The sequence below is a fragment of the Streptomyces sp. NPDC006261 genome, from assembly GCF_040613515.1.
Lineage (GTDB): Bacteria > Actinomycetota > Actinomycetes > Streptomycetales > Streptomycetaceae > Streptomyces.
Genome location: NZ_JBEXSI010000054.1, coordinates 1 through 26469 on the forward strand (window position 1 = coordinate 1; position 26469 = coordinate 26469).

The 26469-nt window shown below is 72.0% G+C and carries 28 protein-coding genes; 12 read left to right on the top strand and 16 right to left on the bottom strand.

Annotation, left to right across the window (positions count from 1 at the left end):
* Positions 1 to 137 precede the first annotated feature (137 nt).
* Entirely contained in the window at positions 138 to 413 is a 276-nt protein-coding gene (locus ABZ154_RS27945; protein WP_356837078.1) for a GlsB/YeaQ/YmgE family stress response membrane protein, read from the bottom strand.
* Positions 414 to 598: 185 nt separating this feature from the next.
* On the opposite strand from ABZ154_RS27945, the gene ABZ154_RS27950 reads away from it, so the two are divergent.
* Positions 599 to 976 carry a DUF3099 domain-containing protein gene (locus ABZ154_RS27950; protein ID WP_356837079.1) on the top strand — a complete coding sequence of 126 codons (378 nt, stop codon included), beginning with the start codon at positions 599 to 601 and terminating at the stop codon, positions 974 to 976.
* Positions 977 to 1197: 221 nt separating this feature from the next.
* Positions 1198 to 1440 carry a hypothetical protein gene (locus tag ABZ154_RS27955; RefSeq protein ID WP_356837081.1) on the top strand — a complete coding sequence of 81 codons (243 nt, stop codon included), beginning with the start codon at positions 1198 to 1200 and terminating at the stop codon, positions 1438 to 1440.
* Positions 1441 to 1449: 9 nt separating this feature from the next.
* On the opposite strand, the gene moaA is transcribed toward ABZ154_RS27955, so the two are convergent.
* The 3 genes from moaA to ABZ154_RS27970 all read right to left on the bottom strand — a co-directional run bounded on the left by moaA (position 1450) and on the right by ABZ154_RS27970 (position 4625).
* Positions 1450 to 2439, bottom strand: a complete 990-nt coding sequence (gene moaA / locus ABZ154_RS27960) for a GTP 3',8-cyclase MoaA (RefSeq protein WP_356837083.1) — start codon at positions 2437 to 2439, stop codon at positions 1450 to 1452.
* A 180-nt stretch (positions 2440 to 2619) separates the two neighbouring features.
* Complete coding sequence (locus ABZ154_RS27965; protein ID WP_356837085.1) at positions 2620 to 4263, bottom strand: cation acetate symporter; 1644 nt, start codon at positions 4261 to 4263, stop codon at positions 2620 to 2622.
* A complete protein-coding gene (locus ABZ154_RS27970; RefSeq protein ID WP_356837087.1) occupies positions 4260 to 4625 on the bottom strand; it encodes a DUF485 domain-containing protein in 366 nt (121 codons plus the stop codon). The genes ABZ154_RS27965 and ABZ154_RS27970 overlap by 4 nt, the downstream gene beginning before the upstream one ends.
* Positions 4626 to 4972: 347 nt before the next feature.
* On the opposite strand from ABZ154_RS27970, the gene ABZ154_RS27975 reads away from it, so the two are divergent.
* Complete coding sequence (locus ABZ154_RS27975) at positions 4973 to 6511, top strand: S8 family serine peptidase (protein WP_356837089.1); 1539 nt, start codon at positions 4973 to 4975, stop codon at positions 6509 to 6511.
* 77 nt (positions 6512 to 6588) lie between these two features.
* Here the strand turns inward: ABZ154_RS27975 and ABZ154_RS27980 are convergent, their stop codons facing one another.
* The gene (locus tag ABZ154_RS27980) at positions 6589 to 7293 is read right to left on the bottom strand and encodes a lysoplasmalogenase (protein ID WP_356837091.1); all 705 of its coding nucleotides are present in this window, start codon (positions 7291 to 7293) and stop codon (positions 6589 to 6591) included.
* Positions 7290 to 8249, bottom strand: coding sequence for a sterol desaturase family protein (locus ABZ154_RS27985; RefSeq protein ID WP_356837093.1), 960 nt, complete (start codon positions 8247 to 8249; stop codon positions 7290 to 7292). The genes ABZ154_RS27980 and ABZ154_RS27985 overlap by 4 nt, the downstream gene beginning before the upstream one ends.
* 171 nt (positions 8250 to 8420) lie before the next feature.
* Here ABZ154_RS27985 and ABZ154_RS27990 point away from each other — a divergent pair, with 171 nt between their 5' ends.
* From ABZ154_RS27990 to ABZ154_RS28015, 6 genes are all read left to right on the top strand, one after another.
* Complete coding sequence (locus tag ABZ154_RS27990; RefSeq protein WP_356837095.1) at positions 8421 to 11492, top strand: NACHT domain-containing protein; 3072 nt, start codon at positions 8421 to 8423, stop codon at positions 11490 to 11492.
* A gap of 67 nt (positions 11493 to 11559) precedes the next feature.
* Positions 11560 to 12573, top strand: a complete 1014-nt coding sequence (locus tag ABZ154_RS27995) for a DEDDh family exonuclease (RefSeq protein ID WP_356837097.1) — start codon at positions 11560 to 11562, stop codon at positions 12571 to 12573.
* Positions 12574 to 12636: 63 nt separating this feature from the next.
* Complete coding sequence (locus ABZ154_RS28000; protein ID WP_006123591.1) at positions 12637 to 12870, top strand: hypothetical protein; 234 nt, start codon at positions 12637 to 12639, stop codon at positions 12868 to 12870.
* 78 nt (positions 12871 to 12948) lie between these two features.
* A complete protein-coding gene (locus ABZ154_RS28005) occupies positions 12949 to 13752 on the top strand; it encodes an SURF1 family protein (protein WP_356837099.1) in 804 nt (267 codons plus the stop codon).
* Between the two features lie 84 nt (positions 13753 to 13836).
* The gene (locus tag ABZ154_RS28010; RefSeq protein ID WP_356837101.1) at positions 13837 to 15630 is read left to right on the top strand and encodes a glycoside hydrolase family 15 protein; all 1794 of its coding nucleotides are present in this window, start codon (positions 13837 to 13839) and stop codon (positions 15628 to 15630) included.
* A gap of 4 nt (positions 15631 to 15634) precedes the next feature.
* The gene (locus ABZ154_RS28015) at positions 15635 to 16390 is read left to right on the top strand and encodes an SDR family oxidoreductase (RefSeq protein WP_128849300.1); all 756 of its coding nucleotides are present in this window, start codon (positions 15635 to 15637) and stop codon (positions 16388 to 16390) included.
* A gap of 36 nt (positions 16391 to 16426) precedes the next feature.
* Here ABZ154_RS28015 and amaP read toward each other — a convergent pair whose 3' ends face one another.
* Genes amaP through ABZ154_RS28040 form a run of 5 tightly spaced genes read right to left on the bottom strand, consistent with a single transcriptional unit; the run spans position 16427 to position 18740 of the window.
* Positions 16427 to 17014, bottom strand: a complete 588-nt coding sequence (gene amaP, locus ABZ154_RS28020; protein ID WP_356837104.1) for an alkaline shock response membrane anchor protein AmaP — start codon at positions 17012 to 17014, stop codon at positions 16427 to 16429.
* Positions 17011 to 17694, bottom strand: a complete 684-nt coding sequence (locus ABZ154_RS28025) for a DUF6286 domain-containing protein (RefSeq protein WP_356837106.1) — start codon at positions 17692 to 17694, stop codon at positions 17011 to 17013. Before ABZ154_RS28025 ends, amaP begins: the two co-directional genes overlap by 4 nt.
* On the bottom strand, positions 17691 to 18038 hold the full coding sequence (locus ABZ154_RS28030; protein ID WP_356837108.1) for a hypothetical protein: 348 nt from the start codon (positions 18036 to 18038) through the stop codon (positions 17691 to 17693). Before ABZ154_RS28030 ends, ABZ154_RS28025 begins: the two co-directional genes overlap by 4 nt.
* Positions 18035 to 18226 carry a hypothetical protein gene (locus tag ABZ154_RS28035; RefSeq protein WP_006123598.1) on the bottom strand — a complete coding sequence of 64 codons (192 nt, stop codon included), beginning with the start codon at positions 18224 to 18226 and terminating at the stop codon, positions 18035 to 18037. Before ABZ154_RS28035 ends, ABZ154_RS28030 begins: the two co-directional genes overlap by 4 nt.
* A gap of 40 nt (positions 18227 to 18266) precedes the next feature.
* Positions 18267 to 18740: an Asp23/Gls24 family envelope stress response protein gene (locus ABZ154_RS28040; RefSeq protein ID WP_356837110.1), complete on the bottom strand. Its 474-nt coding sequence runs from the start codon at positions 18738 to 18740 to the stop codon at positions 18267 to 18269.
* Positions 18741 to 18835: 95 nt separating this feature from the next.
* On the opposite strand from ABZ154_RS28040, the gene ABZ154_RS28045 reads away from it, so the two are divergent.
* Positions 18836 to 19648: a hypothetical protein gene (locus tag ABZ154_RS28045; protein ID WP_356837112.1), complete on the top strand. Its 813-nt coding sequence runs from the start codon at positions 18836 to 18838 to the stop codon at positions 19646 to 19648.
* Here the strand turns inward: ABZ154_RS28045 and ABZ154_RS28050 are convergent.
* The 3 genes from ABZ154_RS28050 to ABZ154_RS28060 form a co-directional block, all read right to left on the bottom strand.
* A complete protein-coding gene (locus tag ABZ154_RS28050) occupies positions 19645 to 20436 on the bottom strand; it encodes an enoyl-CoA hydratase/isomerase family protein (RefSeq protein WP_356837114.1) in 792 nt (263 codons plus the stop codon). The genes ABZ154_RS28045 and ABZ154_RS28050 overlap by 4 nt on opposite strands.
* Positions 20437 to 20565: 129 nt before the next feature.
* A complete protein-coding gene (locus ABZ154_RS28055) occupies positions 20566 to 20787 on the bottom strand; it encodes a helix-turn-helix domain-containing protein (RefSeq protein ID WP_006123601.1) in 222 nt (73 codons plus the stop codon).
* Positions 20788 to 21149: 362 nt separating this feature from the next.
* A complete protein-coding gene (locus ABZ154_RS28060) occupies positions 21150 to 22748 on the bottom strand; it encodes an ABC-F family ATP-binding cassette domain-containing protein (protein WP_356837116.1) in 1599 nt (532 codons plus the stop codon).
* Between the two features lie 248 nt (positions 22749 to 22996).
* On the opposite strand from ABZ154_RS28060, the gene ABZ154_RS28065 reads away from it, so the two are divergent.
* Both ABZ154_RS28065 and ABZ154_RS28070 read left to right on the top strand, forming a co-directional pair.
* A complete protein-coding gene (locus ABZ154_RS28065) occupies positions 22997 to 23188 on the top strand; it encodes a hypothetical protein (protein WP_356837118.1) in 192 nt (63 codons plus the stop codon).
* Positions 23189 to 23278: 90 nt separating this feature from the next.
* Positions 23279 to 23692: a VOC family protein gene (locus ABZ154_RS28070; RefSeq protein ID WP_356837120.1), complete on the top strand. Its 414-nt coding sequence runs from the start codon at positions 23279 to 23281 to the stop codon at positions 23690 to 23692.
* A gap of 62 nt (positions 23693 to 23754) precedes the next feature.
* On the opposite strand, the gene ABZ154_RS28075 is transcribed toward ABZ154_RS28070, so the two are convergent.
* Positions 23755 to 25086, bottom strand: a complete 1332-nt coding sequence (locus ABZ154_RS28075) for a hypothetical protein (protein ID WP_356837148.1) — start codon at positions 25084 to 25086, stop codon at positions 23755 to 23757.
* A gap of 185 nt (positions 25087 to 25271) precedes the next feature.
* A complete protein-coding gene (locus tag ABZ154_RS28080; RefSeq protein ID WP_356837122.1) occupies positions 25272 to 26399 on the bottom strand; it encodes a hypothetical protein in 1128 nt (375 codons plus the stop codon).
* Between the last annotated feature and the right edge of the window lie 70 nt (positions 26400 to 26469).

Here is a 26469-nt window from a genome sequence, read left to right on the forward strand (position 1 = left end):
AGAACGCGAACGCCATCGGCGCGTGGAAGGCCGTCTACGCCAACAACACGGGCGACAACTACAAGCAGGTCATTCCCAACGGCGAGATCTGCACGCGTTTCCTGGCGTGTCCGGCCGCGGCGCTGTGCTGTCCGGGGTCAGGTTCTGTTCTTGTTGCCCCGGATGGACTGCCAGGCCATGTCTCCGACACCGACGACGACCACGGCACCGATCAACTGGAGCAGATGGCGGATCCAGTCGATGCCCTTGGTGTCCTCGACGCCGATCCAGCCGGCAACGGCGTTACCGAGGATGCTGCCGAGAATGCCGAAGACGGCCGTCAGCCAGAGTGGGATGTCTTGTTTGCCCGGCAGGATCGCCCGTGCGATCACACCGAGCACCAGGCCCACGATGATTGCCCACAACCAGCTCATTTCGCCTCCCTCGTGCGGCGCGGAGTGCGCGTCCGGCCAGTCTTCGGCGGCCGACGGCAGGCCGCACGCCGGGCGGGGCCGTACGGGTGGGGCGTGCCCCGGCCCCCGGTACGCCGGGTGCTGGGCGTACCGTGGATGCGGCCCGGTCCCGGAGCGTCCGGCACAGAGATCTGGTGGTGGAACACATGCTGCGGAAGAGCGACGAGGTGCAGGTCTTCCGGATCACGGAGGCCCGTCAGGGGCTGGCCGACGACGTGCGCGGCAGACAGCGACGCTATGTGATCTCGATGTCCGTGCGTACGGTGTCGGTCGTGCTGGCCGCGGTGCTGTGGAACGTGGAGCGGCATGTCGCGATCGTGGCGCTCGCACTGGGGGTGCTGCTGCCGTACGTGGCGGTGGTCATCGCCAACGCGGGCCGGGAGAACGCCCCTTCGCTGCCGTCGGCGTATCTCACCGCACCGGTGCGGCCCGCCGTGGAAGCCGCTCCGGCCGCCGGTTCCGCCGAGTCCGCGGGCCCTGACGGGCGGGCCGGGCGGGTGCCGCCGGCACAGGAGCACAACTGAGCCCGCGCGTCCCGCGAAGCTCAGGAAAAGCTCAGATCAATCATGACGTTCCGGTGCACCGCACCCCGGTGCCCGTGACATACTTCAGAGGCGCTCCGCATCCCCCGTCGGAGCGATGGACCGACGCCGGGCAGCTCCCCCCGTGGCTGCTCGGCGTCGCCGTTTCCCCGGCCGGGGATGCGTCGTTCAGCGTGCGGAGCACCTGACTTAGGCTGGGTCCCGTGATCTTCCCCGAGACATCCGCCGAGAGCGCCGCCGGTGCCCCGATCTGTTCCGCCAAGGGCTGCCGGGCGGACGCGGTCTGGGTGCTCGCCTGGAACAACCCCAAGCTGCACACACCCGAGCGGCGCAAGACCTGGCTGGCCTGCGAAGAACACCGGGAGCATCTGTCGCAGTTCCTGGGCGTACGAGGGTTCCTGAAGGATGTCGTGGCGCTTGCCGACTGGGAGTCCGGGAGCGCTTAGCGGGGTTCGTCAGCCGCCGATCGCCGACATCGGGCGGTCGGGCTGCAGGAAGGACGGGTCGTCCAGTCCGGAGCCCGCCTTCTTGCCCCACATGGCGACCTTCCAGAGCTGGGCGATCTCCGCGTCCGGTGCGTCCGAGCGTAGGGCGGAGCGCAGGTCCGTCTCCTCCCGGGCGAAGAGGCAGGTGCGGATCTGTCCGTCGGCGGTGAGCCGGGTGCGGTCGCAGGCGCGGCAGAACGGGCGGGTGACCGAGGCGATCACGCCGACGCGGTGCGGGCCGCCGTCGACGGTCCAGCGCTCGGCGGGGGCGGAGCCGCGGGCCTCGTCGTCCTCGGCGGTGAGGGTGAAGCGGGTGCGCAGCGATGTGAGGATGTCACCGGCGGTGATCATGCCGTCGCGCTTCCAGCCGTGCTGGGCGTCCAGGGGCATCTGCTCGATGAAGCGGAGCTCGTACTCGTTGGCGACGGCCCAGGCCAGCAGCTCGGGGGCCTCGTCGTCGTTGAGTCCCGGCATCAGGACGGTGTTGACCTTCACCGGGGTGAGACCGGCCTCGCGGGCGGCTTGGAGCCCCTCCAGGACGTCCTTGTGGCGGTCACGGCGGGTGAGGGTCTTGAAGACGTCGGGGCGCAGGGTGTCCAGGGAGACGTTGACCCGGTCGAGGCCCGCGGCCTTGAGGGCCGCGGCGGTCCGCTTGAGTCCGATGCCGTTGGTCGTGAGGGACATGCGGGGGCGCGGGGTGAGTGCGGCGCACTGCTCGACGATGGAGACGAGGCCGGGGCGGAGCAGGGGCTCCCCGCCGGTGAAGCGGACCTCGGTGATGCCGAGCGTGGTGACCGCGATGCGGATCAGGCGCACGATCTCGTCGTCCGAGAGCAGCTCGCTCTTGCCGAGCCACTGCAGGCCCTCTTCCGGCATGCAGTAGGTGCACCGCAGATTGCACTTGTCGGTCAGTGACACGCGCAGGTCGGTGGCGACCCTGTCATAGGTGTCGATGAGCACGATGGCTCTCCTCCCCCCTTCGGTGTCGTGGTTTCTGACTCTTCCGAGCCTACGTGAGACCTGTGACATCGCGCGGGCCCGTTTGCCACGAGGTGCGGCCGGGCCGCGTCGTAGGACTCTACGACGCGGCCCGGACCAGGGGGTGGGTGCTGCACCGAACGGCTCGGTGAATTCCTTCTCTCAGTGCGCTCCGGTGCCGGTGAGGGACTTGACCTCCAGCTCGGCGTACTTGTCCGTGTCGGGCTTCTCCTTGGAGAGCAGCGAGCCGGCCCAGCCGAGCAGGAAGCCGAGCGGGATCGAGATCAGGCCGGGGTTCTCCAGCGGGAACCAGGCGAAGTCGACGCTCGGGAACATCGAGGTCGGCTTCGAGGAGACGACCGGCGAGAAGAGCACCAGCAGGACGGAGGAGGCGAGGCCGCCGTAGATGGACCAGAGGGCCCCCTGGGTGGTGAACCGCTTCCAGAAGAGGCTGTAGAGGATCGTCGGCAGGTTGGCGGAGGCGGCGACCGCGAAGGCGAGGGCCACCAGGCCCGCCACGTTGAGGTCACGGGCCAGGGCGCCCAGCCCGATGGAGACGACGCCGATGGCGACGGTGGCCCAGCGTGCGGCGCGGACCTCCTCCTTCTCGGTGGCCTTCCCCTTGCGGATCACGTTGGCGTAGATGTCGTGCGCGAAGGACGAGGAGGACGCGAGGGTGAGTCCGGCGACGACGGCGAGGATGGTCGCGAAGGCCACGGCGGAGATCACCGCGAGGAGGATGGCGCCGCCGGTGGACCCGGAGCCGCCGCCGATCTCGAGGGCGGCGAGTGGCGCCGCCGTGTTGCCCGCCTTGTTGGAGGCGATGATGTCGCCGGGCTTGAGGATCGCCGCGGCGCCGAAGCCGAGCACGATGGTCATCAGGTAGAAGGCGCCGATGATGCCGATCGCCCAGTTCACGGACTTGCGGGCGGCCTTGGCGGTGGGCACGGTGTAGAAGCGGATCAGGATGTGCGGCAGGCCCGCGGTGCCGAGGACCAGGGCGATGCCGAGGGAGATGAAGTCCAGCTTCGAGACGCCGGTGGCGCCGTACTTCAGACCGGGCTCCAGGAAGGCGGCGCCCTTGCCGCTGTTGCTGGCGGCGGTGCCGAGCAGGTCGGAGATGTTGAAGTTGAACTTCAGCAGGATCAGGAAGGTGATGAGCAGGGTGCCCGCGATGAGCAGGACGGCCTTGACCATCTGCACCCAGGTGGTGCCCTTCATGCCGCCGATGGTGACGTAGAGGATCATGAGCACGCCGACCAGGGCGACGATGACGATCTTCCCGAAGTCGCTGGTGATGCCGAGGAGCAGCGAGACGAGGACGCCGGCACCGGCCATCTGGGCCAGCAGGTAGAAGATCGAGACGACGATGGTGGACGTACCGGCGGCGGTACGGACGGGGCGCTGGCGCATCCGGTAGGCGAGGACGTCGCCCATGGTGTAGCGGCCGGAGTTGCGCAGCGGTTCGGCGACCAGGAGCAGGGCGACGAGCCAGGCGACGAGGAAACCGATGGAGTAGAGGAACCCGTCGTATCCGAAGAGGGCGATGGCGCCCGCGATGCCGAGGAAGGACGCCGCGGACATGTAGTCGCCGGAGACCGCGAGCCCGTTCTGGAATCCGGTGAACTGGCGGCCGCCCGCGTAGAAGTCCGAGGCGCTCTTGGTCTGGCGACCCGCCCACACGGTGATGAAGAGGGTCGCCACGACGAACGCGGCGAACAGGGTGATGATCAGCGGCCGGTGCTCGCTCGCTCCTTCGGTGGCGGCGAGCTGGACGGCCGGATGAAGGGTGTGGGCGGCGCTCATACGTCGGCCTCCATACGGGACTTGATCGCTTCGGCCTTCGGGTCGAGCTTGGTGGCGGCGTGCCGGGAGTACAGCCAGGCGATGAGGAAGGTGGTGGCGAACTGGGAGAGGCCGAGGACGAGCGCCATGTTGATGTTGCCGGCGACCTTGATGCTCATGAAGCCGCCCGCGTAGTTGCAGAGCAGGACGTAGAGCAGGTACCAGGTCACGAAGGCGACGGTGAGCGGGAAGGCGAAGGAGCGGAACGAGCGGCGCAGGTCGGCGAACTCGGCACTCGCCTGCACCGCGTTGAACGCCTCGGTGGTGGGCTGGGCCGGGCCGGTGTCATAACGGCCCTCGGGCGGCGGTGCATCGGTAGCCACGGAATCTCCTCGCGACGCGGGTGCGGTGATCTGGGGGACGGTGGGTGTCATAGGGAGGCCTCGATCCCGGGGGACGGTGATGTGCCTCCTGGACAACGGCACGGAGGGCGTGACGAAGCGGTTCACCGGATCTTTCGCCTTCTCGGCCTCGTCCCGGTGACCGGAAGTCCATCCGCCCCGGGGACCTGAAGTCGCCCGTACACATCCGGCCGCGCAGGTGCACTCTTCGAACTCACTTGCCCCAAATCGTTGATGTGCCGGGAAGATCAGCGATAGCTTCACTCGTCATGTACGCGACCGAACACGCCAGGTGTCCGGTCGACCGGCACGGATGATGTGGAGAACCCATGGCTCATCTGGCATCGAGACGGACTCGCGCACTCGCGCTGCCCGTCGGACTCGCGCTCGTCGCCTCGCTCGGCTTCCTGCCGACGGCGTCGGCCACGGCGGCGCCCACCGGCGCGCCGGCCACCGCGACCCCGCGGACCGACGGACCGAAGCTGAGTTACGTCGTCAACACCGGCAGCGGCCGCACCGCCGTCCAGCAGGTGAAGAAGGCCATCACCCAGGCCGGCGGCACGGTCGTCATCGCCTATGACCAGATCGGCGTCGTCGTCGCCCACTCGCAGAACCCGGCCTTCGGGGAAACGATTCGGCGCGTACGGGGCGTGGAATCGGCGGGTGCGACCCGGACCAACCCGATCGTGCCGCAGGCCACCAAGGACGTCGGCGCCATAGCGCAGCCGCTGACCGAGGCCCAGGCGGCGGCGGCAGCCGCACAGGCGACGGCCGGGGAGGACCCGCTGGAGCCGCTGCAGTGGTCGCTGCCCGCGATCAAGGCGGACAAGGCGCACCAGAAGTCGCTCGGCTCGAAGAAGGTGACCGTCGCCGTCATCGACACGGGCGTGGACGACACCCACCCGGACCTGGCGCCCAACTTCGACCGGGCCGCCTCCGCGAACTGCGTCACAGGCGCTCCGGACACCACCGCCGGCTCCTGGCGACCGGCGGCGGGCGAGAGCGACCACGGCACGCATGTGGCGGGCACCATCGCCGCGGCGAAGAACGGCTTCGGCGTGACGGGGGTGGCGCCGGGCGTGAAGGTCTCCGGCATCAAGGTCTCCACCCCGGAGGGCTTCTTCTACACCGAGGCCGTCGTCTGCGGCTTCCTGTGGGCGGCCGAACACGGCGTCGACGTCACGAACAACAGCTACTACACCGACCCGTGGCTGTTCGCCTGCAAGAACGACCCGGACCAGGGCGCGCTGGTCGAGTCGCTCACCCGCGCCATCAAGTACGCCGAGCGCAAGGGCACGGTCAACGTCGCCGCGGCGGGCAACGCCCGCCATGACCTGTCCTCCCGCACGATCGAGGACCGGACCAGCCCGAACGACACCGAGCCGGTCACCCGGACGATCGACCCCCGGGTCTGCCCCGACATCCCGACCATGCTGCCGGGCGTCGTGACGGTCTCCGCGACGGGCGCCAAGGGCCTCAAGTCCTCGTACTCGAACTACGGCAAGGGCGTCATCGACGTCGCCGCCCCCGGCGGTGACTCGACGGTCTACCAGACCCCGGAGCCGCCGGCCGTCAACGGGCTGATCCTCTCCACGCTGCCCGGCGGCAAGTTCGGCTACAAGGCCGGTACGTCGATGGCCTCCCCGCACGTCGCGGGCGTCGTGGCCCTGATCAAGTCCCGCCACGCCCACGCCTCACCGGCCGCGGTGAAGGTGCTGCTGGGCCTCCAGGCGGACGCTAAGGCGTGCGGCGAGCCGTACGACTACAACGGTGACGGGGTCATCGACGCGGTCTGCGAGGGCGGCAAGAGCTACAACGGCTTCTACGGGGCCGGAGTGGTCGACGCGCTGGACGCGGTCCGCCGGTAGGCGCGTGGCCGAGCAGGAAGGAGGGCCCCGGGGAACCGCCCCGGGGCCCTCCTCGCCGTACGCGCCTCAGCCGTCCGTCACCCTCGCCGGCCCTTCGCGCCTTCGCTCTTGGCGGTGAGCACTCCGAGGGACAGCAGGAGTTGCGCGGCGATGTAGGTGAGCATCACCCAGAAGTCGGGGACGGGCAGCCGGGGCCACTCGGCGATGCCGGTGGCGATGAGGGCGTCGGAGAGCAGGAAGAGCGCCCCGCCCGCCGCCGCGTACCGGCCGAGGGCACCGGCTCGCCAGGCCATCGCGGTGAGCAGCAGGCTGTAGCCGGTCAGCGGCGCACGCAGTTCGGCCGGGAGGTCCGGCCAGATCAGGACGAGGAAGACGACGAGCACGACGGCGTAACCGATCGCCGTGACCACCTGCGCGGGGGCCCGGTCCCGGCCGAACAACGTCAGGTAGCAGGCATGGCCGACGGCGAAGCAGCCCATTCCGAGGAGGAACGCCAGGTCGTTGCCGGCGAGGAGGAACACATCACCGCCCCACCCGGACAGCAGGGCGGCGATGAGCAGCCGGGGCCCGCCCCGGACGGCGGCGTACGCGGCGAGCAGCGGCATCAGGAGCGGCTTGGCCACCAGGTGGACGGTGTCGAGTCCGGCGAGGAGCCCGGCCAGGTCGACGGCGGCGGCGAGGAGGAAGGCACCGAGGAGGGGCCGCGCGAACCGCCCGGCGCCTGCCGTCCCCAGGCCTCCGGCGCCGTCCGGCCGGGCGGGGCGGGACGCGGTGGCGCTCATCGGGTGTGTTCGGGGGCAGGGGCGGCGGCTTCGGCGCCTACGGGCTCGGCCACTTCGACAGGTACGGGAGCGGGTACGGGCACGACTGCTTCGACGGGCCGTGCGGCCCCCTCCCCCGGCCCCGGGGCGGGCTGCCAGCCAGGCCCCCGGAAGACCCGCCCGGCGCGCTCGCTCCAGCTCCCGGCGGCCCGGACGTCCCGGGCGATGGCGGCGTACTCGTGGGTGGCCACGCGCAGCGGGTTGTGGGTGGCGATGTTCTTGGTGAGCCCGTAGACCGGCCGCTCGGTCTCGGCCGCGAAGGACCCGAACATCCGGTCCCAGATGATCAGGATGCCGCCGTAGTTGCGGTCCAGGTAGCTGCCCTGCGAGGCGTGGTGGACGCGGTGGTGGGAGGGCGTGTTCAGGACGTACTCGAAGGGGCGCGGGAGCTTGCCGACGCGTTCGGTGTGGACCCAGAACTGGTAGACGAGGTTGGCCGACTGGCAGAAGGCGAGCGCCGCCGGGTGCACCCCGCAGGCGATCAGCGGCAGGTAGAAGGGCCAGACGGTGGCGGAGGTCCAGGGCTGGCGCAGCGCGGTGGTGAGGTTGAACTTCCGGCTGGAGTGGTGGACCACGTGGCACGCCCACAGGATCCGGATGACGTGGTGGCCGCGGTGGGACCAGTAGTAGAAGAAGTCCTGGGCCAGGAGCATCAGCAGGACCGTCCACCACAGCACGGGCACCCGCAGCGGCGTCAGCTCGTAGACGCCCATGTAGATGGCCAGGATGGGGACCTTCCACAGCAGGTCGAAACCGAGGCTGCCGAGGCCCATGGTGAGGCTGGTGGCGGCGTCCTTGGTGTCGTACCCGGCGGCGTCCTCGTCCGGGTGGAAGCGGTAGCTGACCATCTCAATCACGGTGAGCAGCACGAAGGCCGGTATTGACCACAGCACGACATCGGGCAGGTTCGGCTCCATGCGAGCACCGTAGGGCCGCCGGTCGGCGAGGGCTAGACGTTGTTACCCACAAGTATGCGAGATCTGTTGTCAGCAGTCTTTGGCACCTTCCGCCAAGGGGGCCGGCCGTAGGATTTATGGAGCGCGCGTCATCGAGGGGGAGGAACGCTCGTGTCCGGTACGGAAGTTGCCATGATTCGGCTCGCCACGACAGTGATCGGAGCGGCCACCAGGGCGTTACTGACCCCCAGGCCGGGTGCGGGCCTGGTCCCGGACCCGGTCCGCCCGCTCCCCCGCCCCGCGAAGCCGGACCGGCTGGCGAGGGTACTCGCGGGACGCACGAGCGGCTCCTACGCGGACCTCCCCGAGCATGAGCGGCTCGCCGCGCTCGCCTCCGTACAGGACACGTTCGCGGCGGCGGGCGACCTGGCCGTCGAGCGGCTGTTCGCCCTGGAACTGGACCCCGGCCGGCTGCGCGCGGAGCTGTCGGCCCCCGCCGCCGGGCTCTCGGAGCGTGCGTGCGAGCTGTACGAGGACCTCCTCGGCCGCTGCTGCGCGCATCTGGTGGAGCAGCTGACCGCCCACCCGTCGTTCGCGGCCCGGGCGGCAGTGGAACAGGTCCGGGCGGCGGGGCGGACGCGGGAGCTGGTGGAGGACGTACGGGACCGGGTCGGCCCGCGCCCGGACGCGGCGGACCTGGAGTTCGAGCGGCGGTACGCCGAGTTCGTGGCGACGGCCAACAGCCGGATGGGCCTCTTCGGGCTGACGCTCGGCAGGTCGGCGGGCGAGTGGCCGCTGGAGACGGCCTACATCAGCCTCTCGGTCAGCGGTGGTTACGAGATGACCGACCGGCGCGGTCTGGATCACCCGGTCCGGACCACCGTCCGGGTCGAGCAGGCCCTCGGCGAGCGGGACCGGCTGCTGCTGCGCGGTCCGGCCGGTTCCGGCAAGAGCACGCTGGTGCAGTGGCTGGCGCTGAACGCCGCCCGGCAGACGTTCGGCAGCGAGCTGGCGGACTGGAACCGTTGCGTCCCCTTCGTCCTGCGCCTGCGCGCCTTCACTGCCCACGAGTCGCTGCCCTCCCCCGCCGAGTTCCTCCGCGCGGCCGGAGTCCCGCTGCACGGCTCGGCCCCGGCCGGCTGGGCCGACCGATTGCTGCTGGAGGGCCGGGCGCTGGTCCTGGTCGACGGGGTCGACGAGGTCCCGGACCGGCTGCGCAAACGCACCGAGCGCTGGCTGAAGGACCTGATAGCCGCCTACCCCCGGGCCAGGTACGTGGTGACGACCCGTCCCTCGGCGGTCCCGGAGAGCTGGCTCTCGGGCTCCGGGTTCGCGCCGCACACGCTGCTGGCGATGAGCCAGGAGGACGTCCGCTCCTTCCTCGGCCACTGGCACCGGGCGGCCCGCTCGGAGTGCCGGTCCGACGAGGAGCGCGCCGAGCTCGACCGTTACGACAACGCGCTGCGCCGCGCGGTCGGGACCCGCCGGGATCTGGGGGTACTGGCGACGAACCCGCTGATGTGCGCCCTGCTCTGCGCGTTGAACCGGGACCGCCGGATGCAGCTGCCGCGGGCGCGCAAGGAGCTGTACGACGCGGCGCTCGACATGCTGCTGGTGCGGCGCGACTCGGAGCGCGAGATCGTCGGGGTGGAGGGTGTCGACCTGACCCGCGAGGAGCAGACGGCCCTCCTGCAACGCCTCGCGTACTGGCTGATCCGCAACGACCTGGCGGAGGCTCGGCAGGACGAGGTGGTGGACCTGGTCGCCGACTGGATGCACGCCATGTCCCAGGTCCGGGGCACTCCCGGCCAGGTCTTCGCCCACCTCCTCAACCGCAGCGGCCTCCTCCGCGAACCCGCCCCGGGCGCGGTGGGGTTCGTCCACCGGACGTTCCAGGACTACCTGGGCGCGAAGGCCGCGGTGGAGGCCCGCGACTTCGGCGTCCTGGTCCGCCACGCGCATGAGGACCAGTGGGACGACGTGGTGCAGATGGCGGTGGGGCACGCGCGGCTGGACGAGCGGGCGTCGCTGCTGACGTCCTTGCTGAGGCGGGCGGACGCGGAGCCGGAGCACGGACACCGGCTGATCCTGCTGGCGGCGGCGAGCCTGGCCCATGCGCCGGAGCTGGATCCGGGGATACGGACGAGGGTGGAGGCGCGGACGGCATGGCTCCTGCCGCCGGACAGCGACCAGAGCATCCACGAACTGGCCGAGGTGGGCGAACTCGCGCTGGAACTGCTGTCGTCGATGGTCGAGGGACTGGCGGAACCGCACGCTTCGGCCGTGGTGCGGACGGCAGCCGCAGTGGGCGGCGACGCGGCGTACGAGCTGGTCAAACAGTTCCGCGACGACGAGCGGGGCTGGGTCGCGAAGGCGGTGTCGACGGCCTGGGAGAGCTTCGACGCGGAGCTCTACGCGCAGGAGATGATGGCCGTCCGTACCTGGGACGACGCGCACGCGCTGGTGAAGACCGACGCCCAGCTCTCCGCGCTGCGCCACATCCCGCGCCTGCACAACGTACAGCTGACGGGCGATCACCCGGATCTGTCGCGGGTGACCTCCCGGCCGGAGGTGGAACAGCTCTTCGTCTACGGCAACCGACGGATCGTGGACGTGGCCCCGCTCGCCGCGATGGAGCGGCTGCGCAAGATCGGCCTGAGCAACTGCCCGCAGATCCGGAGCATCGCACCGCTGGCACGGCCGGGACTGGAATGGCTCTCCCTGGTCGAACTCCACCCGTCGCTCGACCCGTCGCCCCTCACGGACATGCCGGATCTGCGGTACCTGGGGCTCGGCCACCCCTTCCTCGTCGAGCACATCGGCGCACTCCCCGTCTGCGAGCAGGTGACCGGACTCGAGCTGATGAGCGAGACCCGGTACATGAGTCTGGAGGGCCTGGAGCGCTGGACGAGCCTGCGGGCGCTGGCCCTGTACGGCGCGACCCATCTCCGACAGCTCAACGGCATGCCGGCCCTGCACGGACTGGAGAGCCTGCGCCTCTTCGCCGTACCCGATCTCGATCTGCGGCTGACAGCGCCGCTGACCTCGCTGCGGGAACTCCTCCTGTTCCCGGGCGACACGGCCCCCGACCTCGCCCCGCTCACCGAACTGCCGTCCCTCGAAGGGCTCGCCCTCTACGGCGGGGAGCCCTTCGACCTCACCCCACTCGCCGGCTGCGACAACCTGATCATCCATCTGGGCTACGGCACCAAGGCCACCGGAACCGGGCTCTTCCCTCCCGAGCACGTCGTCCGCGTCTACTGAGCCCCCGCTCTCCGCCCTCGTCCGTCCCGGCCGAATAGGGGACTGTCAGTCGCGGCCCGTATTCTCTGTGACCATGCTCGACGACCGCCAGACAGCCGCACCATGGCCGACCGCCTACCCCCAGGGGTACGCGGTCGTCGACGTGGAGACCACCGGCCTCGCCCGCGACGACCGGATAGTGTCCGCCGCCGTCTACCGGCTCGACGCCCTGGGCGATGTCGAGGACCACTGGTACACGCTGGTGAACCCGGAGCGGGACCCCGGTCCCGTCTGGATCCACGGGCTGACGAGCGACGTGCTGGAAGGCGCGCCGCTCTTCCCCGAGGTCGCCGCCGAACTGTCGGCGCGGCTCGCGGACCGGGTGCTCGTCGCGCACAACGCGGCGTTCGACTGGTCGATGATCGCCCGGGAGTACGCCCGGGCCTCGGTGATCGCCCCGGTCGCCCAGCGGCTCTGCACGATCGCGCTCGCCAAGGAGCTGCGGCTGCCGCTGCCCAACCACAAGCTGGCCTCCCTCGCCGCTCACTTCGGCGTCGTTCAGCAGCACGCCCACCACGCCCTGGACGACGCCCGGGTGCTGGCCGAGGCGTTCCGGCCGAGTCTGCACGCTGCGGCCCGGGGCGGCGTGCGGCTGCCGTTGCTCGAGTGCCGGCCGCTGACCGAGTGGTCCGACTCCCCCGTCGCCCCGCGCGTCGGGTATCAGCCCTCGAGGCAGCCGAACAGCTGGCGGCCCTCGCGGAAGCGACCGGCCTGCCCGTATCCCAATCCGGGGCGGTACGAGAAGGAGAAGCCGCTCAAGCAGGGGATGCGGGTGGCGTTCTCCGGGGACACCTCGATCGACCGGGAACTGCTTGAGGACCGGGCGGTGGAGGCGGGGCTCCATGTGGCGACCAGCGTGTCGCGGCTGACCAGCCTGCTGGTGACCAACGACCCGGACGCGGCGACGTCCAAGACGCAGAAGGCGAAGTCGTTCGGCACGCCGATCCTGGAGGAGAGCGCCTTCACCCATCTGCTGCGCGATGTGGCGCCCGCCGACGGGGCGGTCCTCCCGCACCAGGCGCCGCCGCCGTCATCGGAGTGAACCGGGCGCGACTCGCCCGGAGTCCGCTCGCCCGTCGGGGCCGGGCGTCCCACCCTGTGGCGCATGGCACGTTGTGAGGTTTGCGGAAACGACTACGGCATGTCCTTCGAGGTGCACGCGCAGGGCGCGGTGCACGTCTTCGACTGCTTCTCCTGCGCCATCCACCGCATGGCGCCGATCTGCGAGCACTGCCGGGTCCAGGTGATCGGGCAGGGCGTCGAGGCCGACGGGCACTGGTACTGCGGCGCCCACTGCGCCCGCGCCGAGGGGAAGGCGGGCATCGTGGACAAAGTGTGACGGATCGCCCCAGCGTCGGGGAGGCCCGGCGCCACCCCTGAGTGCCGCACCCCATGGCCCCGGCTGTACGGTCATGGGGTGTACCGCTTCCTGTTGACCCGGCAGTGGGTGATCCTCACCCTGCTGGCTCTCGTCCTGATGCCGACCATGGTCGAGCTGGGTTTCTGGCAGTTGCACCGGCATCAGCACCGGGTCGCGCAGAACGAGCTGATCTCGCGGAACCTCCAGGCCGATCCGGCCCCGGTCACCGATCTCACCTCCCCCGGGCACACCGTCCCGCGCGCCGACTACTGGCGGGCGGTGACCGCGACGGGCACGTTCGACACCGAGCACGAGGTGGTGGTCCGCCGGCGTACCTCGGAGGACGACCGGATCGGCGTGCACGTGCTGACCCCGCTGGACCTGAGGGACGGGGGCACCGTCCTGGTCAACCGGGGCTGGGTCCCCGCCGCGCCGAACCAGACGGCGTACCCGGACGTCCCGCCCGCCCCCCGGGGCGAAGTGACCGTCACCGGGCGGCTGAAGGCGGACGAGACGACCGGCAGCAGCGGCATCAAGGACCTGGTGGGGCTGCCGGACCGGCAGGTGATGCTGATCAACAGCGAGCAGCAGGCGCACCTGCTCTCCCGCGAGGTCCTCGGCGGCTACATCGAGCAGACCGCCCCGCAGCCCTCGGGCGGGCTGCCCGAGCAGATCCCCGACCCCGACGACAGCTCCATCGGCGCGCACATGGCGTACGCCGTCCAGTGGTGGCTGTTCGTCGCCGCCGTCCCGGTCGGCTGGATCATCCTCGTACGGCGGGAGAAGCGTGACCGCGAGGAGGCCGCCGCGAAGGGCGAACCGGCCGACGCCGCCGGGCGGCCGGAACCCGCGAGCGCCTGAGAGCCCCGCGGTCCACAGGTTCTGAGAGCTCCGGCACACCGACCGGCTGGTTGACGGGGGTCCGGTTCGGGAACACGCCAGAGCGTGACCCCACGCATCGAGGACTACGCCCTGATCGGCGATCTCCAGACCGCCGCGCTCGTCGGCAGGAACGGTTCGATCGACTGGCTCTGCCTGCCCCGCTTCGACTCCGGCGCCTGCTTCGCCGCCCTGCTCGGCACCGAGGAGAACGGCCACTGGCGCATCGCCCCGCAGGGCGCCGGGCCCACGGACACCTGCACCCGGCGGGGCTACGCGGGTGATTCGCTGGTCCTGGAGACGTACTGGGAGACCCGGACCGGCACGGTCAAGGTCATCGACTTCATGCCGCAGCGCGACAGGTCGCCCGATGTGATGCGGATCGTCGAGGGCGTCAGCGGCAGCGTCGACATGAGCTCCGTCCTGCGGCTGCGCTTCGACTTCGGATCGGTGGTGCCCTGGGTACGCCGGTCGCACGGCCACCGGGTCGCGGTCGCCGGCCCCGACTCCGTCTGGCTGCGCAGCGAACCGCCGGTCAAGACGTGGGGCCAGCAGTTCAGCACCTGCTCCTCGTTCACCGTCACCGAGGGCGAGAGCGTGGCGTTCGTCCTCACCTGGCACCCCTCGCACTCGCAGCGGCCGAAGCTGATCGACCCGTACAAGGCGCTGAAGCACACCCTGCACGACTGGGCGAAGTGGACCGGCAGGTGCACCTACGAGGGCCCGTACCGGGAGGCCGTGCTGCGCTCGCTGATCACCTTGAAGGCGCTGACGTACGCCCCGACGGGCGGCATCGTGGCGGCCCCGACCACCTCGTTGCCGGAGGAGATCGGTGGCGTACGGAACTGGGACTACCGCTTCTGCTGGCTGCGGGACGCCACCCTGACCCTCGGGGTGATGGTCTCGGCCGGCTATCTGGAGGAGGCGGAGGCCTGGCGCGACTGGCTGCTGCGGGCCGTGGCCGGGGATCCGGCGGACCTCCAGATCATGTACGGCCTCGCGGGCGAGCGCCGGCTCCCCGAGATGGAGCTGCCCTGGCTCGCCGGGTACGAGAACTCCCGCCCGGTGCGCACCGGCAACGCGGCGGTCCGCCAGCGCCAGCTGGACGTGTACGGCGAGGTCATCGACGCGCTCCGGCTCGCCCGGGTCGCCGGTCTGGACGACAAGCCGCACGCCTGGAACCTCCAGCTCAGCCTGCTCGGCTTCCTGGAGGCGTCGTGGCGTGAGCCGGACGAGGGGCTGTGGGAGATCCGCGGCGCTCGGCGTCACTTCGTGCACTCCAAGGTGATGGCCTGGGTCGCCGCCGACCGGGCGGTGTGCTCGCTGGAGGAGAACCCCGAGCTGCCCGGAGACGCGGACCGCTGGCGGGCGATGCGGGACGCCGTGCACGCCGAGGTCTGCGAGAAGGGGTACGACCCCGTCCGGAACACCTTCACCCAGTCCTACGGGTCCAAGGAGCTGGACGCGGCCACGCTGCTCATCGTGCGGACCGGGTTCCTGCCGCCCGACGACCCCCGGGTCATCGGCACGGTCGACGCGGTCCGCGACGAGCTGGGCAGCGACGGACTGGTCCGCCGCTACAGCACCGAGGGCGTCTCCGTCGACGGACTGCCCGGCGACGAGGGGGCCTTCCTCGCCTGCTCGTTCTGGCTGGTGGACGCCTTGCAGCGGATCGGCAGGCCCGACGAGGCGCGGGAGCTGTTCGAGCATCTGCTGGAACTCCGCAGCGACGTGGGGCTGCTGGCCGAGGAGTACGACGTCGCGGCCGGGCGGCAGCTGGGCAACTTCCCCCAGGCGTTCAGCCATATCGGGCTGGTCAACTCGGCGGTCGACCTCGCCGGGGTGGACCCGGCAGGATAGGGCCATGGATCTTGGACTGAAGGACCGCGTGTACATCGTCACCGGCGCGACCCGGGGCCTCGGCAACGCCACGGCGCGCGCCCTGGCCGCCGACGGCGCGAAGGTGATCATCACCGGCCGGGACGAGAAGGGCGCCGAGGAGGCCGCCGCCGAGCTGGGGCCGGACGCCGTGGGTCTCGCCGCCGACAACGCCGACCCGAGCGCCGCCCAACGGCTGGTGGACACGGCCCGGGAGCGGTTCGGGCGGCTCGACGGTGTGCTCATCAGTGTCGGCGGGCCGGCGCCCGGCTTCGTCGCCGACAACACGGACGACCAGTGGCAGACGGCCTTCGAGACGGTGTTCCTCGGAGCGGTCCGGCTCGCCCGGACGACCGCCGCCGCCCTGGGCGAGGGCGGCGTCATCGGCTTCGTGCTGTCCGGTTCGGTGCACGAGCCGATCGGCGGACTGACCATCTCCAACGGGCTGCGCCCCGGCCTCGCCGGTTTCGCCAAGTCGCTCGCCGACGAGCTGGGACCGCGCGGCATCCGGGTCGTCGGGGTGCTGCCCGCCCGGATCGACACCGACCGGGTCCGCGAGCTGGATGCGCTCTCGGGCGACGCCGAGGCCGCCCGTACGGCCAACGAGGCGCGCATCCCGCTGCGGCGCTACGGGACGCCGGAGGAGTTCGGGAAGACCGCGGCCTTCCTGCTCTCCCCCGCCGCCTCTTATCTGACGGGGATCATGGTGCCGGTCGACGGCGGGTCGCGGCGCGGCTTCTAGCCGCCTCCGACACCGCTCCCGTGCGCCCACGGGCTGTCAGGCCACCCGCTCCGCGCGGTGCCTGACGGCCCGCAGCCGCACCTCGGCCGGGAGCTCCTCCAGGCCGGCCGACTCGCGGGCGTGGGCCAGCGCTCCGTCGGCCACCGCGTTCAGCGCCTGCTCGGGGGCGGCGTGCGGCTCCATCAGCAGCCGGACCCGGGCCTGCGGCGCGGTCCGGCGGCCGGTCAGCACCGCCTGGGCGCGGGCCACTCCGTCCACCTCGCCCGCCTCGTCGGCGAGCACGCCCTCCAGCGCCTTGCCCCGCACCTGCGCCCCCTCGCCGTCGCCGCTGTCGACCAGGACGTCGGAGAGGCGGCCGCGCCGGAGCTGGGCGAGGAGCCACCACAGGGCGAGGACGACCAGGACGGCGAGGACCGCGATCACGGTCGGCCACCACCAGCCCTCGTCACGCCAGCGACCCCGGTCGGCCGCGCTGAGCAGCACGTCGTTCTTGCCGCCCCAGGGCCACCACGACGGCAGGGAGGCGCCGAGGCCGACGGCGAGCACCGCTCCGCCCACGACGACCAGCAGGAGCCCGGCCACGGCCAGCAGGACCCGGTTGACGGTGGAGCGCATGCCGTTCATCCCTTCTTCGCCGGTCGGTGCACGTGGACGGAGAGGCCGGGCGGCTTCGCCAGGCCCAGCTCCCGGACGGCCGTGGCCAGCACGGTGTCCAGATCGCCGCGTACGTCGTCGAGTTCGCGGAAGTGCGAGAGGGCGCGCACCTTCGCCTTGCTCCGTCCCATCCGGACCCGGACGGACTGCACCCCGGGCACCCTCACGGCCCGGTCCCGCAGGACGAGCGCGGCGGCGGTCCGGTCGAGTCCGGCGCGTACGCCGGCCCGGTCGCGGCGCATCGGCAGCAGATCGCGCAGCCCGGGGGTCAGGGCGAGCAGGAGCAGCCAGAGCCCGATCAGCGCGGCGATCCCCGCACCGATGAGCACCGCGACGTCGTCGAGCTGCCGTTCGGCGAGCCCGTCGGCGAGGGAGCGCCGCCACTGCATGGCCGGGTGCCCGGCCCGTACGGCGGCGATGTCGTAGAGCAGCAGCCCGGCGGCGCCCAGGAGCACCAGGGCCAGCAGGGCGGCCGGCACCCGGCGCGCGGACCAGAAGCGGCCGGCCCGGCCGCCGCCCTGCTCCAGGGTGGGGACGGGCTCGTGGGAGGCAGAGGCCGCGCCCGGGCCGGGCCGGTGCGTCCCGCCGCCGTGCTGGTCCACCGTGGGCATCCGCCGGGTGGAGCCGGCGGGCTCGACGGGTTCGGTCATCGGATCCTCCCCTGTGCTCCACTGGTGGCCGGGTGCAGCCGTTCGACCTGGACGGCCACTTCGGGCACCTCCATGCCCGCCAGCGCCCGGACCCGCTGGGCCACCCGGCTCCGTACGGCACCGCACTGGCGGCCGATGTCGCAGGGGTAGCCGAGCTCCAGGCTGACCCGTACGCGGGCGGCGTCGCGGTGGACGGTGACCGTGGCGCGCGGGGAGGCCCCGTTCGGGGGCGGGTCGTCGACGGCTTCCTTCGCCGCCTGGGCGGCGATCTTGGCGACGACCCGGTCGGCGATCCGGGTCTCGCCCCGTCCGGCGGCGGCGACCCGCCCGGTCACCGCCGTCACCGTCGCCGGTCGCCGCGCTCGCGACTCCGGAAGAAGTCGCCGGGTTCCAGGTCACCGTCCAGGAAGCGGCCGGCGATGAAGCCGATCGCGCCCAGCGCGGCCACCAGTACGAATGCTCCGAATCCGCCGAAATATCCGGCGAACCCGAGCGCCATGCCGGCCAGTAGACCGGCGACAGCCATGCTCATCGTCTCTCCTCAACTGCCTTTTCGGCGGGGAACCCGGGACCTACTGGAGGCGCTGCTGATCGTCGTCGTCCTCGTCGTCGTCCTCGTCGGGCAGCTTGACGTCGCTGACCGCGATGTTGACCTCGACGACTTCGAGGCCGGTCATGCGCTCGACCGCCGCGATGACGTTCTCGCGGACGTCGCGGGCGACATCGGAGATCGCCACGCCGTAGTCGACGACGATCTCCAGGTCGAGCGCGGTCTGCGACTCGCCGACCTCGGCCTTCACACCGCGGGTGACGGACTTGCCGCCACCGGGGACCCGGTCGCGGACCGCGCCGAAGGTCCGGGACAGGCCGCTGCCCATCGCGTGGACGCCGACCACATCGCGTGCGGCCATTCCGGCGATCTTCTCGACGACGCCGTCGGCGATGGTGGTGCGGCCGCGGGTGCCGGGATCGCCACCGCCTCGTTTGCTCAGAGGGGGCTTGCCGGAACCGCTGTCGGGGCTGTTGCGCTGGGGGGTCTCAGTCATCGCCGCTCTTCCCTTCGGGGCGGGTTGGGGACTTCCTTCGCCCACGTTAAGTGCGCTTGCCCGGTCCCGCGCCGTGGATACGGCAGGCTGGGGCGATGACGACGGAGCGGAGCCCGCAGAGGGCCGACGGATGGACAGCTGCGGTACGGCAACGCCTGGGCCTCGGCAGACTGCTCCCCCTGGGCGGCGCCGTGGACGGCGCCTGGATCGCGGAGACGGCGGCGGCCTCGGTGCTGCGCGGGGCGGCCGTGCCGGGAGCGGTGCTGGGAACGCTGAGGATCGGGCCGGCCCGGGAGGCCGTCGGCACGGATGCGCGGACGGCGGGGGGTCGCCCGCCGGGAACGGGAGGCCCGGCGGGAACGGGAGGCCCGGCGGAGACCGGCCCCGCCGTGCCTCCGGCGCCGCCGAGCGGCCTGCCGCCCGGGCCGCTGAGGATCGAGGCGGAGTTCCGGGCGGCCGGGGACCGTCCGCTGCCCGATGCGGCGGCCGCCCTGCGCGCGGCGCTCGTCACGGCGGCCGCCGCCCGGCTCGGCCTGGAGATCGCGGAGGTGGACCTGCGGGTGACCGCATTGCTCGACGACGCTGCACCCGATCAGGTGACGGACCCGGCCGCCGCGCCCTCCCCGCCGGCCTCGGCCCCGGTCGCGAAGGCGGATACGAAGGCGGATGGGCCGGCGGCGGTGGCTGCCGCCGGGGTGCCCGGTGTCGTCTCGCTGACCCGGGTCCTGGGCAGTGCGGTGCACACCTCCGAGGACCACATCCGGGTCGAGGTGGCGACGGACGGGGAGCACCGGGCCCTCGATGTGGCCCGCTCGGTGCGCACGGCGGTGTCGGCGGCCACGGCGGACCGGTTGCCGGTGTCGGTGCTGGTCACCGACGTGGTCGAGGCGCCCGGTGATACCCGCTAGTCGGTGATGCCCGCCAGGTCGCGCAGCCTGCGCCCCTGGGCGGCGCGCTCGGCGGCGCGCTGTTCCTCGTACGTACGCGAGAGGGCGCCGGCCAGCAGGGCCTTGGTCTCCACGACGGCGTCGCGGGGTGCGGAGACCAGCGCGGCTGCCAGGTCGCGGGCCGCCGCGCCGAGCTGATCGGCGGGGACCACGAGGTTGGCGAGGCCGGTGCGCTCGGCCTCCTCGGCGTGCACGAACCGCCCGGTGGCGCAGATCTCGAGCGCGCGGGCGTACCCCACGAGGTGCACCAGGGGGTGGGTGCCCGTGAGGTCGGGGACGAGTCCGAGGCTGGTCTCGCGCATGGCGAACTGCACGTCCTCGGCGACGATCCGCAGATCGCAGGCGAGGGCGAGCTGGAAGCCGGCACCGATGGCGTGGCCCTGGACCGTCGCGATCGACACGAGGTCGTTGCGGCGCCACCAGGTGAACGCCTCCTGGTAATCGGCGATGGTCGCGTCGAGCTCGGCCTCCGGGCCGCGCGCCATGTCGAGGAACGACGGCTCGCCGTCGAACCCCTCGGGGGTGAACGCCTGCCGGTCGAGGCCCGCGGAGAAGGACATGCCCTCGCCGCGGAGCACCACGACCCGGACATCGCCGGGCAGCACCCGTCCGGCCTCGGTCAACGCCCGCCACAGAGCGGGAGACTGGGCGTTGCGCTTGGCCGGGTTGGTGAGCGTCACCGTGGCAACCGCGTCTTCGACGGTGAGCCGTACGCCGTCCTTGTCGAGCACAGGGTCGAGCGGGGTCATGGGGCGCCTCCGGATCGGGTGCAGTCAGCACTCAGAAACTAAGTGACTGAACAGTAACCACCCAGACGACCTCACGGTCAGCCGGGTGGCCACCCCGAATTCCGATGAGCCCTCACACTTCCGGGGCACTCAGGCCGAAGCGGCCTTCTTGCCTCGTGTGGCTCCGCCGCGTCCTCGCAGCGTCACTCCGGACTCACTGAGCATCCGGTGGACGAACCCGTAGGAGCGGCCGGTTTCCTCGGCCAGCGCCCTGATGCTCGCACCGGAGTCGTACTTCTTCTTCAGGTCTGCCGCGAGCTTGTCACGCGCGGCGCCGGTCACCCGGCTGCCCTTCTTCAGAGTCTCGGCCACCCGTGCCTCCTCTATGGGAAGTGCGCTCTGGACTCTCATGATCACCCCTCCCGCGCTTCCTGGCCACCCATTCGGCAAGGTCGATGCGACCGGATTCCGGACCGGAGGGCGCTCCGACAGATACGGAATCCCTGATTCCGATGGGCTACCAGGGCGTACGGCACCTACCGGCGAAAGAACCGGCAGGTCAGAGCCGTACGGGGAGCAGGGGCCCGGAAAGGGGCGCGCGGCGGGTGAGCGCCCGGCGCACCACCGGGGTACGAGACGTCCTCACGCAGATGGTGGATCACGCGTAGGCCGAATGATCTATCCGGAGAGGCCGGAGATCCGTCCGGAGAGGGCCGGCGCTCCCCCGGAAGGGATCAGGCGAGGGCGACGAGGTCCCGGTAGTCGGCACCCCAGAGGTCCTCGACGCCGTCCGGGAGCAGGATGATCCGCTCCGGCTGGAGAGCCTCGACCGCGCCCTCGTCGTGGGTGACGAGGACCACGGCGCCCTTGTACGTGCGCAGCGCGCCGAGGATCTCCTCGCGGCTGGCCGGGTCGAGGTTGTTCGTCGGCTCGTCGAGCAGGAGCACATTGGCGGAGGAGACGACCAGGGTCGCCAGCGCGAGCCGGGTCTTCTCGCCGCCGGAGAGCACTCCGGCCGGCTTGTCGACGTCGTCGCCGGAGAAGAGGAACGAACCGAGCGTCTTGCGGACCGCGACGAGGTCGAGGTCGGGCGCGGCGGAGCGCATGTTCTCCAGGACGGTCCGGTCCGGGTCGAGAGTCTCGTGCTCCTGGGCGTAGTAGCCGAGCTTGAGGCCGTGGCCCTCGATGATCTGACCGGTGTCGGGCTTCTCGGCGCCGCCGAGCAGACGCAGCAGCGTGGTCTTGCCGGCGCCGTTGAGGCCGAGGATGACGACGCGGGAGCCCTTGTCGATGGCGAGGTCGACGTCGGTGAAGATCTCCAGCGATCCGTAGGACTTGGAGAGGCCCTCCGCCATCAGCGGGGTCTTGCCGCAGGGCGAGGGGTCGGGGAAGCGCAGCTTGGCGACCTTGTCGGAGACCCGCACCGCCTCCAGACCCGAGAGCAGCCGGTCGGCGCGCTTGGCCATGTTCTGGGCGGCGACGGTCTTGGTGGCCTTGGCGCGCATCTTGTCGGCCTGCGCGTTGAGGGTCGCGGCCTTCTTCTCGGCGTTCTGGCGCTCGCGCTTGCGGCGCTTCTCGTCGGCCTCGCGCTGCTGCTGGTAGAGCTTCCAGCCCATGTTGTAGACGTCGATCTGCGAGCGGTTGGCGTCCAGGTAGAAGACCTTGTTGACCACGGTCTCGACCAGTTCGACGTCGTGGGAGATCACGACGAAGCCGCCGCGGTAGGTCTTGAGGTAGTCGCGCAGCCAGACGATCGAGTCCGCGTCCAGGTGGTTGGTCGGCTCGTCCAGGAGCAGGGTGTCGGCGTCCGAGAAGAGGATCCGGGCCAGCTCCACGCGGCGGCGCTGACCACCGGAGAGCGTGTGCAGGGGCTGGCCGAGCACCCGGTCGGGCAGGCTGAGCGCGGCTGCGATGGTGGCGGCCTCGGCCTCGGCGGCGTAACCGCCCTTGGTGAGGAACTCCGTCTCCAGGCGCTCGTACTTCTTCATCGCCTTCTCGCGGGTGGCGCCCTTGCCGTTCGCCATCCGCTCCTCGTTCTCGCGCATCTTGCGCAGGATCTCGTCGAGACCCCGGGCGGAGAGGATGCGGTCGCGGGCGAGGATCTCGAGGTCGCCGGTGCGCGGGTCCTGCGGGAGGTAGCCGACCTCGCCGGAGCGGGTGATGGTGCCGCCCGCGGGGGTGCCCTCGCCCGCGAGGCACTTGGTGAGGGTGGTCTTGCCCGCGCCGTTGCGGCCGACCAGCCCGATGCGGTCGCCCTTGGCGATACGGAAGGAGGCGGACTCGATGAGGATGCGGGCGCCGGCGCGCAGCTCGACGCCGGAGGCGGTGATCACGGGAAAACTCCAGGGCAGTATGGACGGCGGAGGGACGAGGGCGGAGGTCTCTCGACGCCGCTAATGCGCAAGGAGAATGGCCATAGGTCCCATTCTACTGGCGGTGTGCAACTGCTTTTCCGCGTGCCCGCCGGGACGAACCATCCGATACTCGGCGCAGGGCGGCACCCCGCCCGCCCCGAGCCGAGGGTGGTGCGCCCGTCCAGTTCGACGACCACGCCGATCTGGACACATCCGAGGTCCAGGACGTGCGGGGCAGCCGGATCCCGGGCGGGCGGGCCACCGTGGGCGGCGGCATCGTGGGCGTGATCGCCCTGGTCCTGGGGCTGCTGTTCGGCGTCGGCCCCGATCAGCTCGGCCTCTCGTCCGGCGATACGGAGCCGGGGCCTGGGCGCACCACGCGACGACGACGCCGGACGATGCGACGGGCCGGCCGCTGATCACGGAGCTGACCCGGGCGGGCATCTCGGGAGGGCATTGTCAGTGCCCGGTGGAAGACTGAGACGCAGATCACAGGAGAGGTGAGTGCGATGGCGGACGTGGCGAAGGGTGTCCCGACGATCTACCCGACGGTCCTGTACGACGACGCGAAGGCCGCGATCAGGACGCTGACCGAGGGCTTCGGCTTCACCCAGGAAGCGGTCTACGAGGGCGAGAACGGCAGCGTGCTGCACGCCGAGCTGTCCTGCGGCAACGGCACGGTGGTGCTCGGCTCCAGGAGCGGGGAAGGCGTGTTCGCCCGGGCGATGGCGGGTGCGGGCCCGGCGGGGGTGTACGTGGTGGTGGACGAGGTGGACGAGCACTTCGCCAGGGCCAAGGAGTTCGGGGTGGAGATCCTCATGGAGCCGACGGACCAGGACTACGGCTCGCGGGACTACATGGCGCGGGACGCCGAGGGCAACGTATGGAGCTTCGGGACCTACGCCCCGGGGTCCGCCGACTGAGCGGGGCGGGCCCCGGCGGCGCGGAGGTCAGGCTCGCCGGTGAGGACCTGGCGGCGCGGAGGTCAGGCCCCGCCGGTGTGGACCTGGAACGCGGCCCGGCGGACCGCCTTGGCCAGGGCCGGGTCCGGGTGGGCGGCGGCCAGCGCGACCAGGACCTGGACCGTGCGCGGGTGGCCGACGGCCCTGACCTCGTCGAGCAGGGCCGGGACGGTGCCCTGGACGGCGGAGTCGAGATGGCGCACCAGCAGGCCTGTCTCACCATGATCGGCGACGGCGGCGGCGGTGTCGACCCAGAGCCAGGTGGCCTCCTCACGGCTGAGGATCTCCTGCGCGTCGTCCGGGTCGGCCCCCTCGTACTCGGCGAGCCAGAGCAGCGCGTAGGGCCGCAGCGACGGGTTGGTGACCACGGCGCGGACCTCGGGTTCGGCGGGGGCGCCGACGACGCGGAGTGCCTCGAAGGCCAGGCCGCGCAGCAGCGCGTCCTCACCCCGGGCGACGGCGAGCAGTTCGGCGACGGCGCTGCCGACCGTGCGGGCGGCGAGCCAGGCCCGGTATTCGTCGCGGGCCGGTCCGGGGGTCAGCCGGGCGCAGCCGAGCAGCATGTCGGCGGCGGACTGCTCGATGTTCCCGGCCGGGCTCTGGGCGGCGACGCAGATCTGCTCCAGCTTGACCCAGACCGCCCAGTTGCCGAGCGGGGTGAGGGTGGCGTGCCCGTTGCCCAGGGTGAGCGCGCCGACGGCGGCGAGGCCCTCCAGGGCCCAGTCGAGCAGCAGGGCGTCGAGGTCGGCGCTGCGGTCCGGGGCAGGTGCGGGGCGTCCGGTGGCCGGAGCGCTCTCGACGGCCGAGCGGCCGGCGCCGTACGGCACTTCGCAGCGCTCCTCCTGGAGCTCGGCGATGCGCTGGGCGAGGAGGTCCAGGAGGGCGGGTACGGGGACCGGGCCCGCGGAGAGCTGGAGGAGGGAGAGCACCTGGGGCACGGCCTCGACGGCTTCCGCCACCGCACCGGTCTCGATGCCCTCGGGTGCGGCGTGGACGAGCGACCAGGCGTCGAAGAGCGCGACCCAGCCGCGGAGCACGGCAGAGTCGTCCCGGTCCCAGGCGCGCAGCCGCCAGCCGGGGCGGGCGGTGTCGCCGTGCAGTTCGATGAGGCCGGCCAGCCGGGCCCGGTCCCAGCCCGCACGCACCTGTGCCGGGGAGAGTTCCAGGGCCGTCGCCGACCGTTCGAGGGCCTGGGTGGCGAGCGGGGCGGAGCTGCCGGGGGCGGGGGCGCCGGCCGCCCAGTGGGCGATGCGCACGGCGTCGGCGAGGACCGCCCGGGCCTGGCGGGCCAGTTCGGGGCGGGGCGGGGTGCCCTCGGGGGGCCGGGGGGCCGGCCTGGTGTGCCGGGTGGACACAGCCCTGCGGGCGGTGGCGAGGGGTCGCGGGCGGACAAGTCGCAGCCTGGAGTCGCGCGGAGTACGGGACGTCACGGGAGCAGTCTTGCCTCTGACGGCCCGAAAGCCCAAACGGAAGGCGTTTCACCGGTCCCCGCCCGGTTACCGGCGGTGCGGCGGCCAAAGGGACCGATCCCCGCATCACCTCACATCAGAGGCGTGAGGAAGCGCCTGAGGGCCTCTTCGTACCGGCCGGGATCCGCGTTCCACATCGACGCATGCGGAGCGTGCTGTACGGCGTGGAGGCTGACGAGGTCCGGGCGGCGGGCGGCGAGCGCCCGCGACGGGCCCCAGGGGGCGATCGTGTCGTCCGGGCCGTGCACGATCAGCGCCGGGGCGGGCAGCGCGTCGGCCAGGGAGGCGTCCAGGAGCGGGGCCGAGGTCATCCCGGTCCGGCCCTGGGCGGCGCGGACGGCCAGCGGCAGGAGGGCGGCGGGGACACCGCGGGCGGCGGCCAGGGCGCGCAGGGTGGTCGGCCAGTCCAGGACCGGGGAGTCCAGGACGAGGCCGCCGACGCGCTCGCGCAGCGGGGAGCTGACCGCGGCGTGCAGGGCCATGGAGGCGCCGGTCGACCAGCCGTACAGGATCACGTTCCGGGCGCCGTAGCGCACGGCGAAGCGCATCGCGGCGTCCAGGTCGCGCCACTCGGAGGCGCCGAGGTGGCCGAGGCCGTCTGCGGGACGGGGGGCTCCGGTGTCCCCTCGGTAGGCGAGGTCCAGCACGGGGAGCTGCTGTTCGCTCAGGAAGCCCATCAGGTTCACGGGGTGCTCGCGGGTGGTGCCGAGGCCGTGCGCGGTGATGACCCAGGTGTCGCGGTCGCCGGGGACCCACCAGGCGGGCAGCCCGCCGAGCTCGCCGGGGATCTCGACCTCCCGGTAATCCAGGCCGAGGGCGGCACCCGGGCCCCCGCGGTACAGCTCGGGGGTGAGGCGGACCTTGTCACCCGGTTCCAGGATGCCGTGGGTGACCCGCTCCAGGGTGCGGACGACGGTGTCGGCGGTGGACTCGGCCCCTTCGACGACGGGCCCGACCACGGCGTGGACGCCGGGACCCTCGATCCCGTAGGTACCGGGGCGCAGCGCCGTGAGGGAGCGGGTCAGGGTGACCCGCCCGATCGCCGTGGCGTGCACGGTGAGTCTGCGGTCGTTGGGCAGGGGGCGTCCGGGTGCCGCCTTGAGGGCGGCGTCGCTGGCGTACCGGCCGGCCGCGACCGCTGCCGCACCGGCGCCGAGGATCGTGGTGACGGCCGTTGCCGTCGCAGTTGCCGGGCGCACCGCTTCAGTGTGCTGGGGCGGTCGGCGAGCTGCCAGTGGGCGGGGGCCGTCCGGTGCGGCGGGGCGGGGC

What these genes read in the sequence shown, in the direction of transcription:
- ABZ154_RS28050 (WP_356837114.1), bottom strand. Translation starts at nt 20,436, where the DNA reads ATGACCCCGCTCGACCCTGTGCTCGACAAGGACGGCGTACGGCTCACC.
- ABZ154_RS28035 (WP_006123598.1), bottom strand. Translation starts at nt 18,226, where the DNA reads ATGAGCATGGCTGTCGCCGGTCTACTGGCCGGCATGGCGCTCGGGTTC.
- ABZ154_RS28070 (WP_356837120.1), top strand. Translation starts at nt 23,279, where the DNA reads ATGGCGGACGTGGCGAAGGGTGTCCCGACGATCTACCCGACGGTCCTG.
- ABZ154_RS27965 (WP_356837085.1), bottom strand. Translation starts at nt 4,263, where the DNA reads ATGAGCGCCGCCCACACCCTTCATCCGGCCGTCCAGCTCGCCGCCACC.
- ABZ154_RS28000 (WP_006123591.1), top strand. Translation starts at nt 12,637, where the DNA reads ATGGCACGTTGTGAGGTTTGCGGAAACGACTACGGCATGTCCTTCGAG.
- ABZ154_RS27985 (WP_356837093.1), bottom strand. Translation starts at nt 8,249, where the DNA reads ATGGAGCCGAACCTGCCCGATGTCGTGCTGTGGTCAATACCGGCCTTC.
- ABZ154_RS27990 (WP_356837095.1), top strand. Translation starts at nt 8,421, where the DNA reads ATGATTCGGCTCGCCACGACAGTGATCGGAGCGGCCACCAGGGCGTTA.
- ABZ154_RS27980 (WP_356837091.1), bottom strand. Translation starts at nt 7,293, where the DNA reads ATGAGCGCCACCGCGTCCCGCCCCGCCCGGCCGGACGGCGCCGGAGGC.
- ABZ154_RS27945 (WP_356837078.1), bottom strand. Translation starts at nt 413, where the DNA reads ATGAGCTGGTTGTGGGCAATCATCGTGGGCCTGGTGCTCGGTGTGATC.
- amaP (WP_356837104.1), bottom strand. Translation starts at nt 17,014, where the DNA reads ATGAACGGCATGCGCTCCACCGTCAACCGGGTCCTGCTGGCCGTGGCC.
- ABZ154_RS28015 (WP_128849300.1), top strand. Translation starts at nt 15,635, where the DNA reads ATGGATCTTGGACTGAAGGACCGCGTGTACATCGTCACCGGCGCGACC.
- ABZ154_RS28045 (WP_356837112.1), top strand. Translation starts at nt 18,836, where the DNA reads ATGACGACGGAGCGGAGCCCGCAGAGGGCCGACGGATGGACAGCTGCG.
- ABZ154_RS28025 (WP_356837106.1), bottom strand. Translation starts at nt 17,694, where the DNA reads ATGACCGAACCCGTCGAGCCCGCCGGCTCCACCCGGCGGATGCCCACG.
- ABZ154_RS28040 (WP_356837110.1), bottom strand. Translation starts at nt 18,740, where the DNA reads ATGACTGAGACCCCCCAGCGCAACAGCCCCGACAGCGGTTCCGGCAAG.
- ABZ154_RS27975 (WP_356837089.1), top strand. Translation starts at nt 4,973, where the DNA reads ATGGCTCATCTGGCATCGAGACGGACTCGCGCACTCGCGCTGCCCGTC.
- ABZ154_RS27950 (WP_356837079.1), top strand. Translation starts at nt 599, where the DNA reads ATGCTGCGGAAGAGCGACGAGGTGCAGGTCTTCCGGATCACGGAGGCC.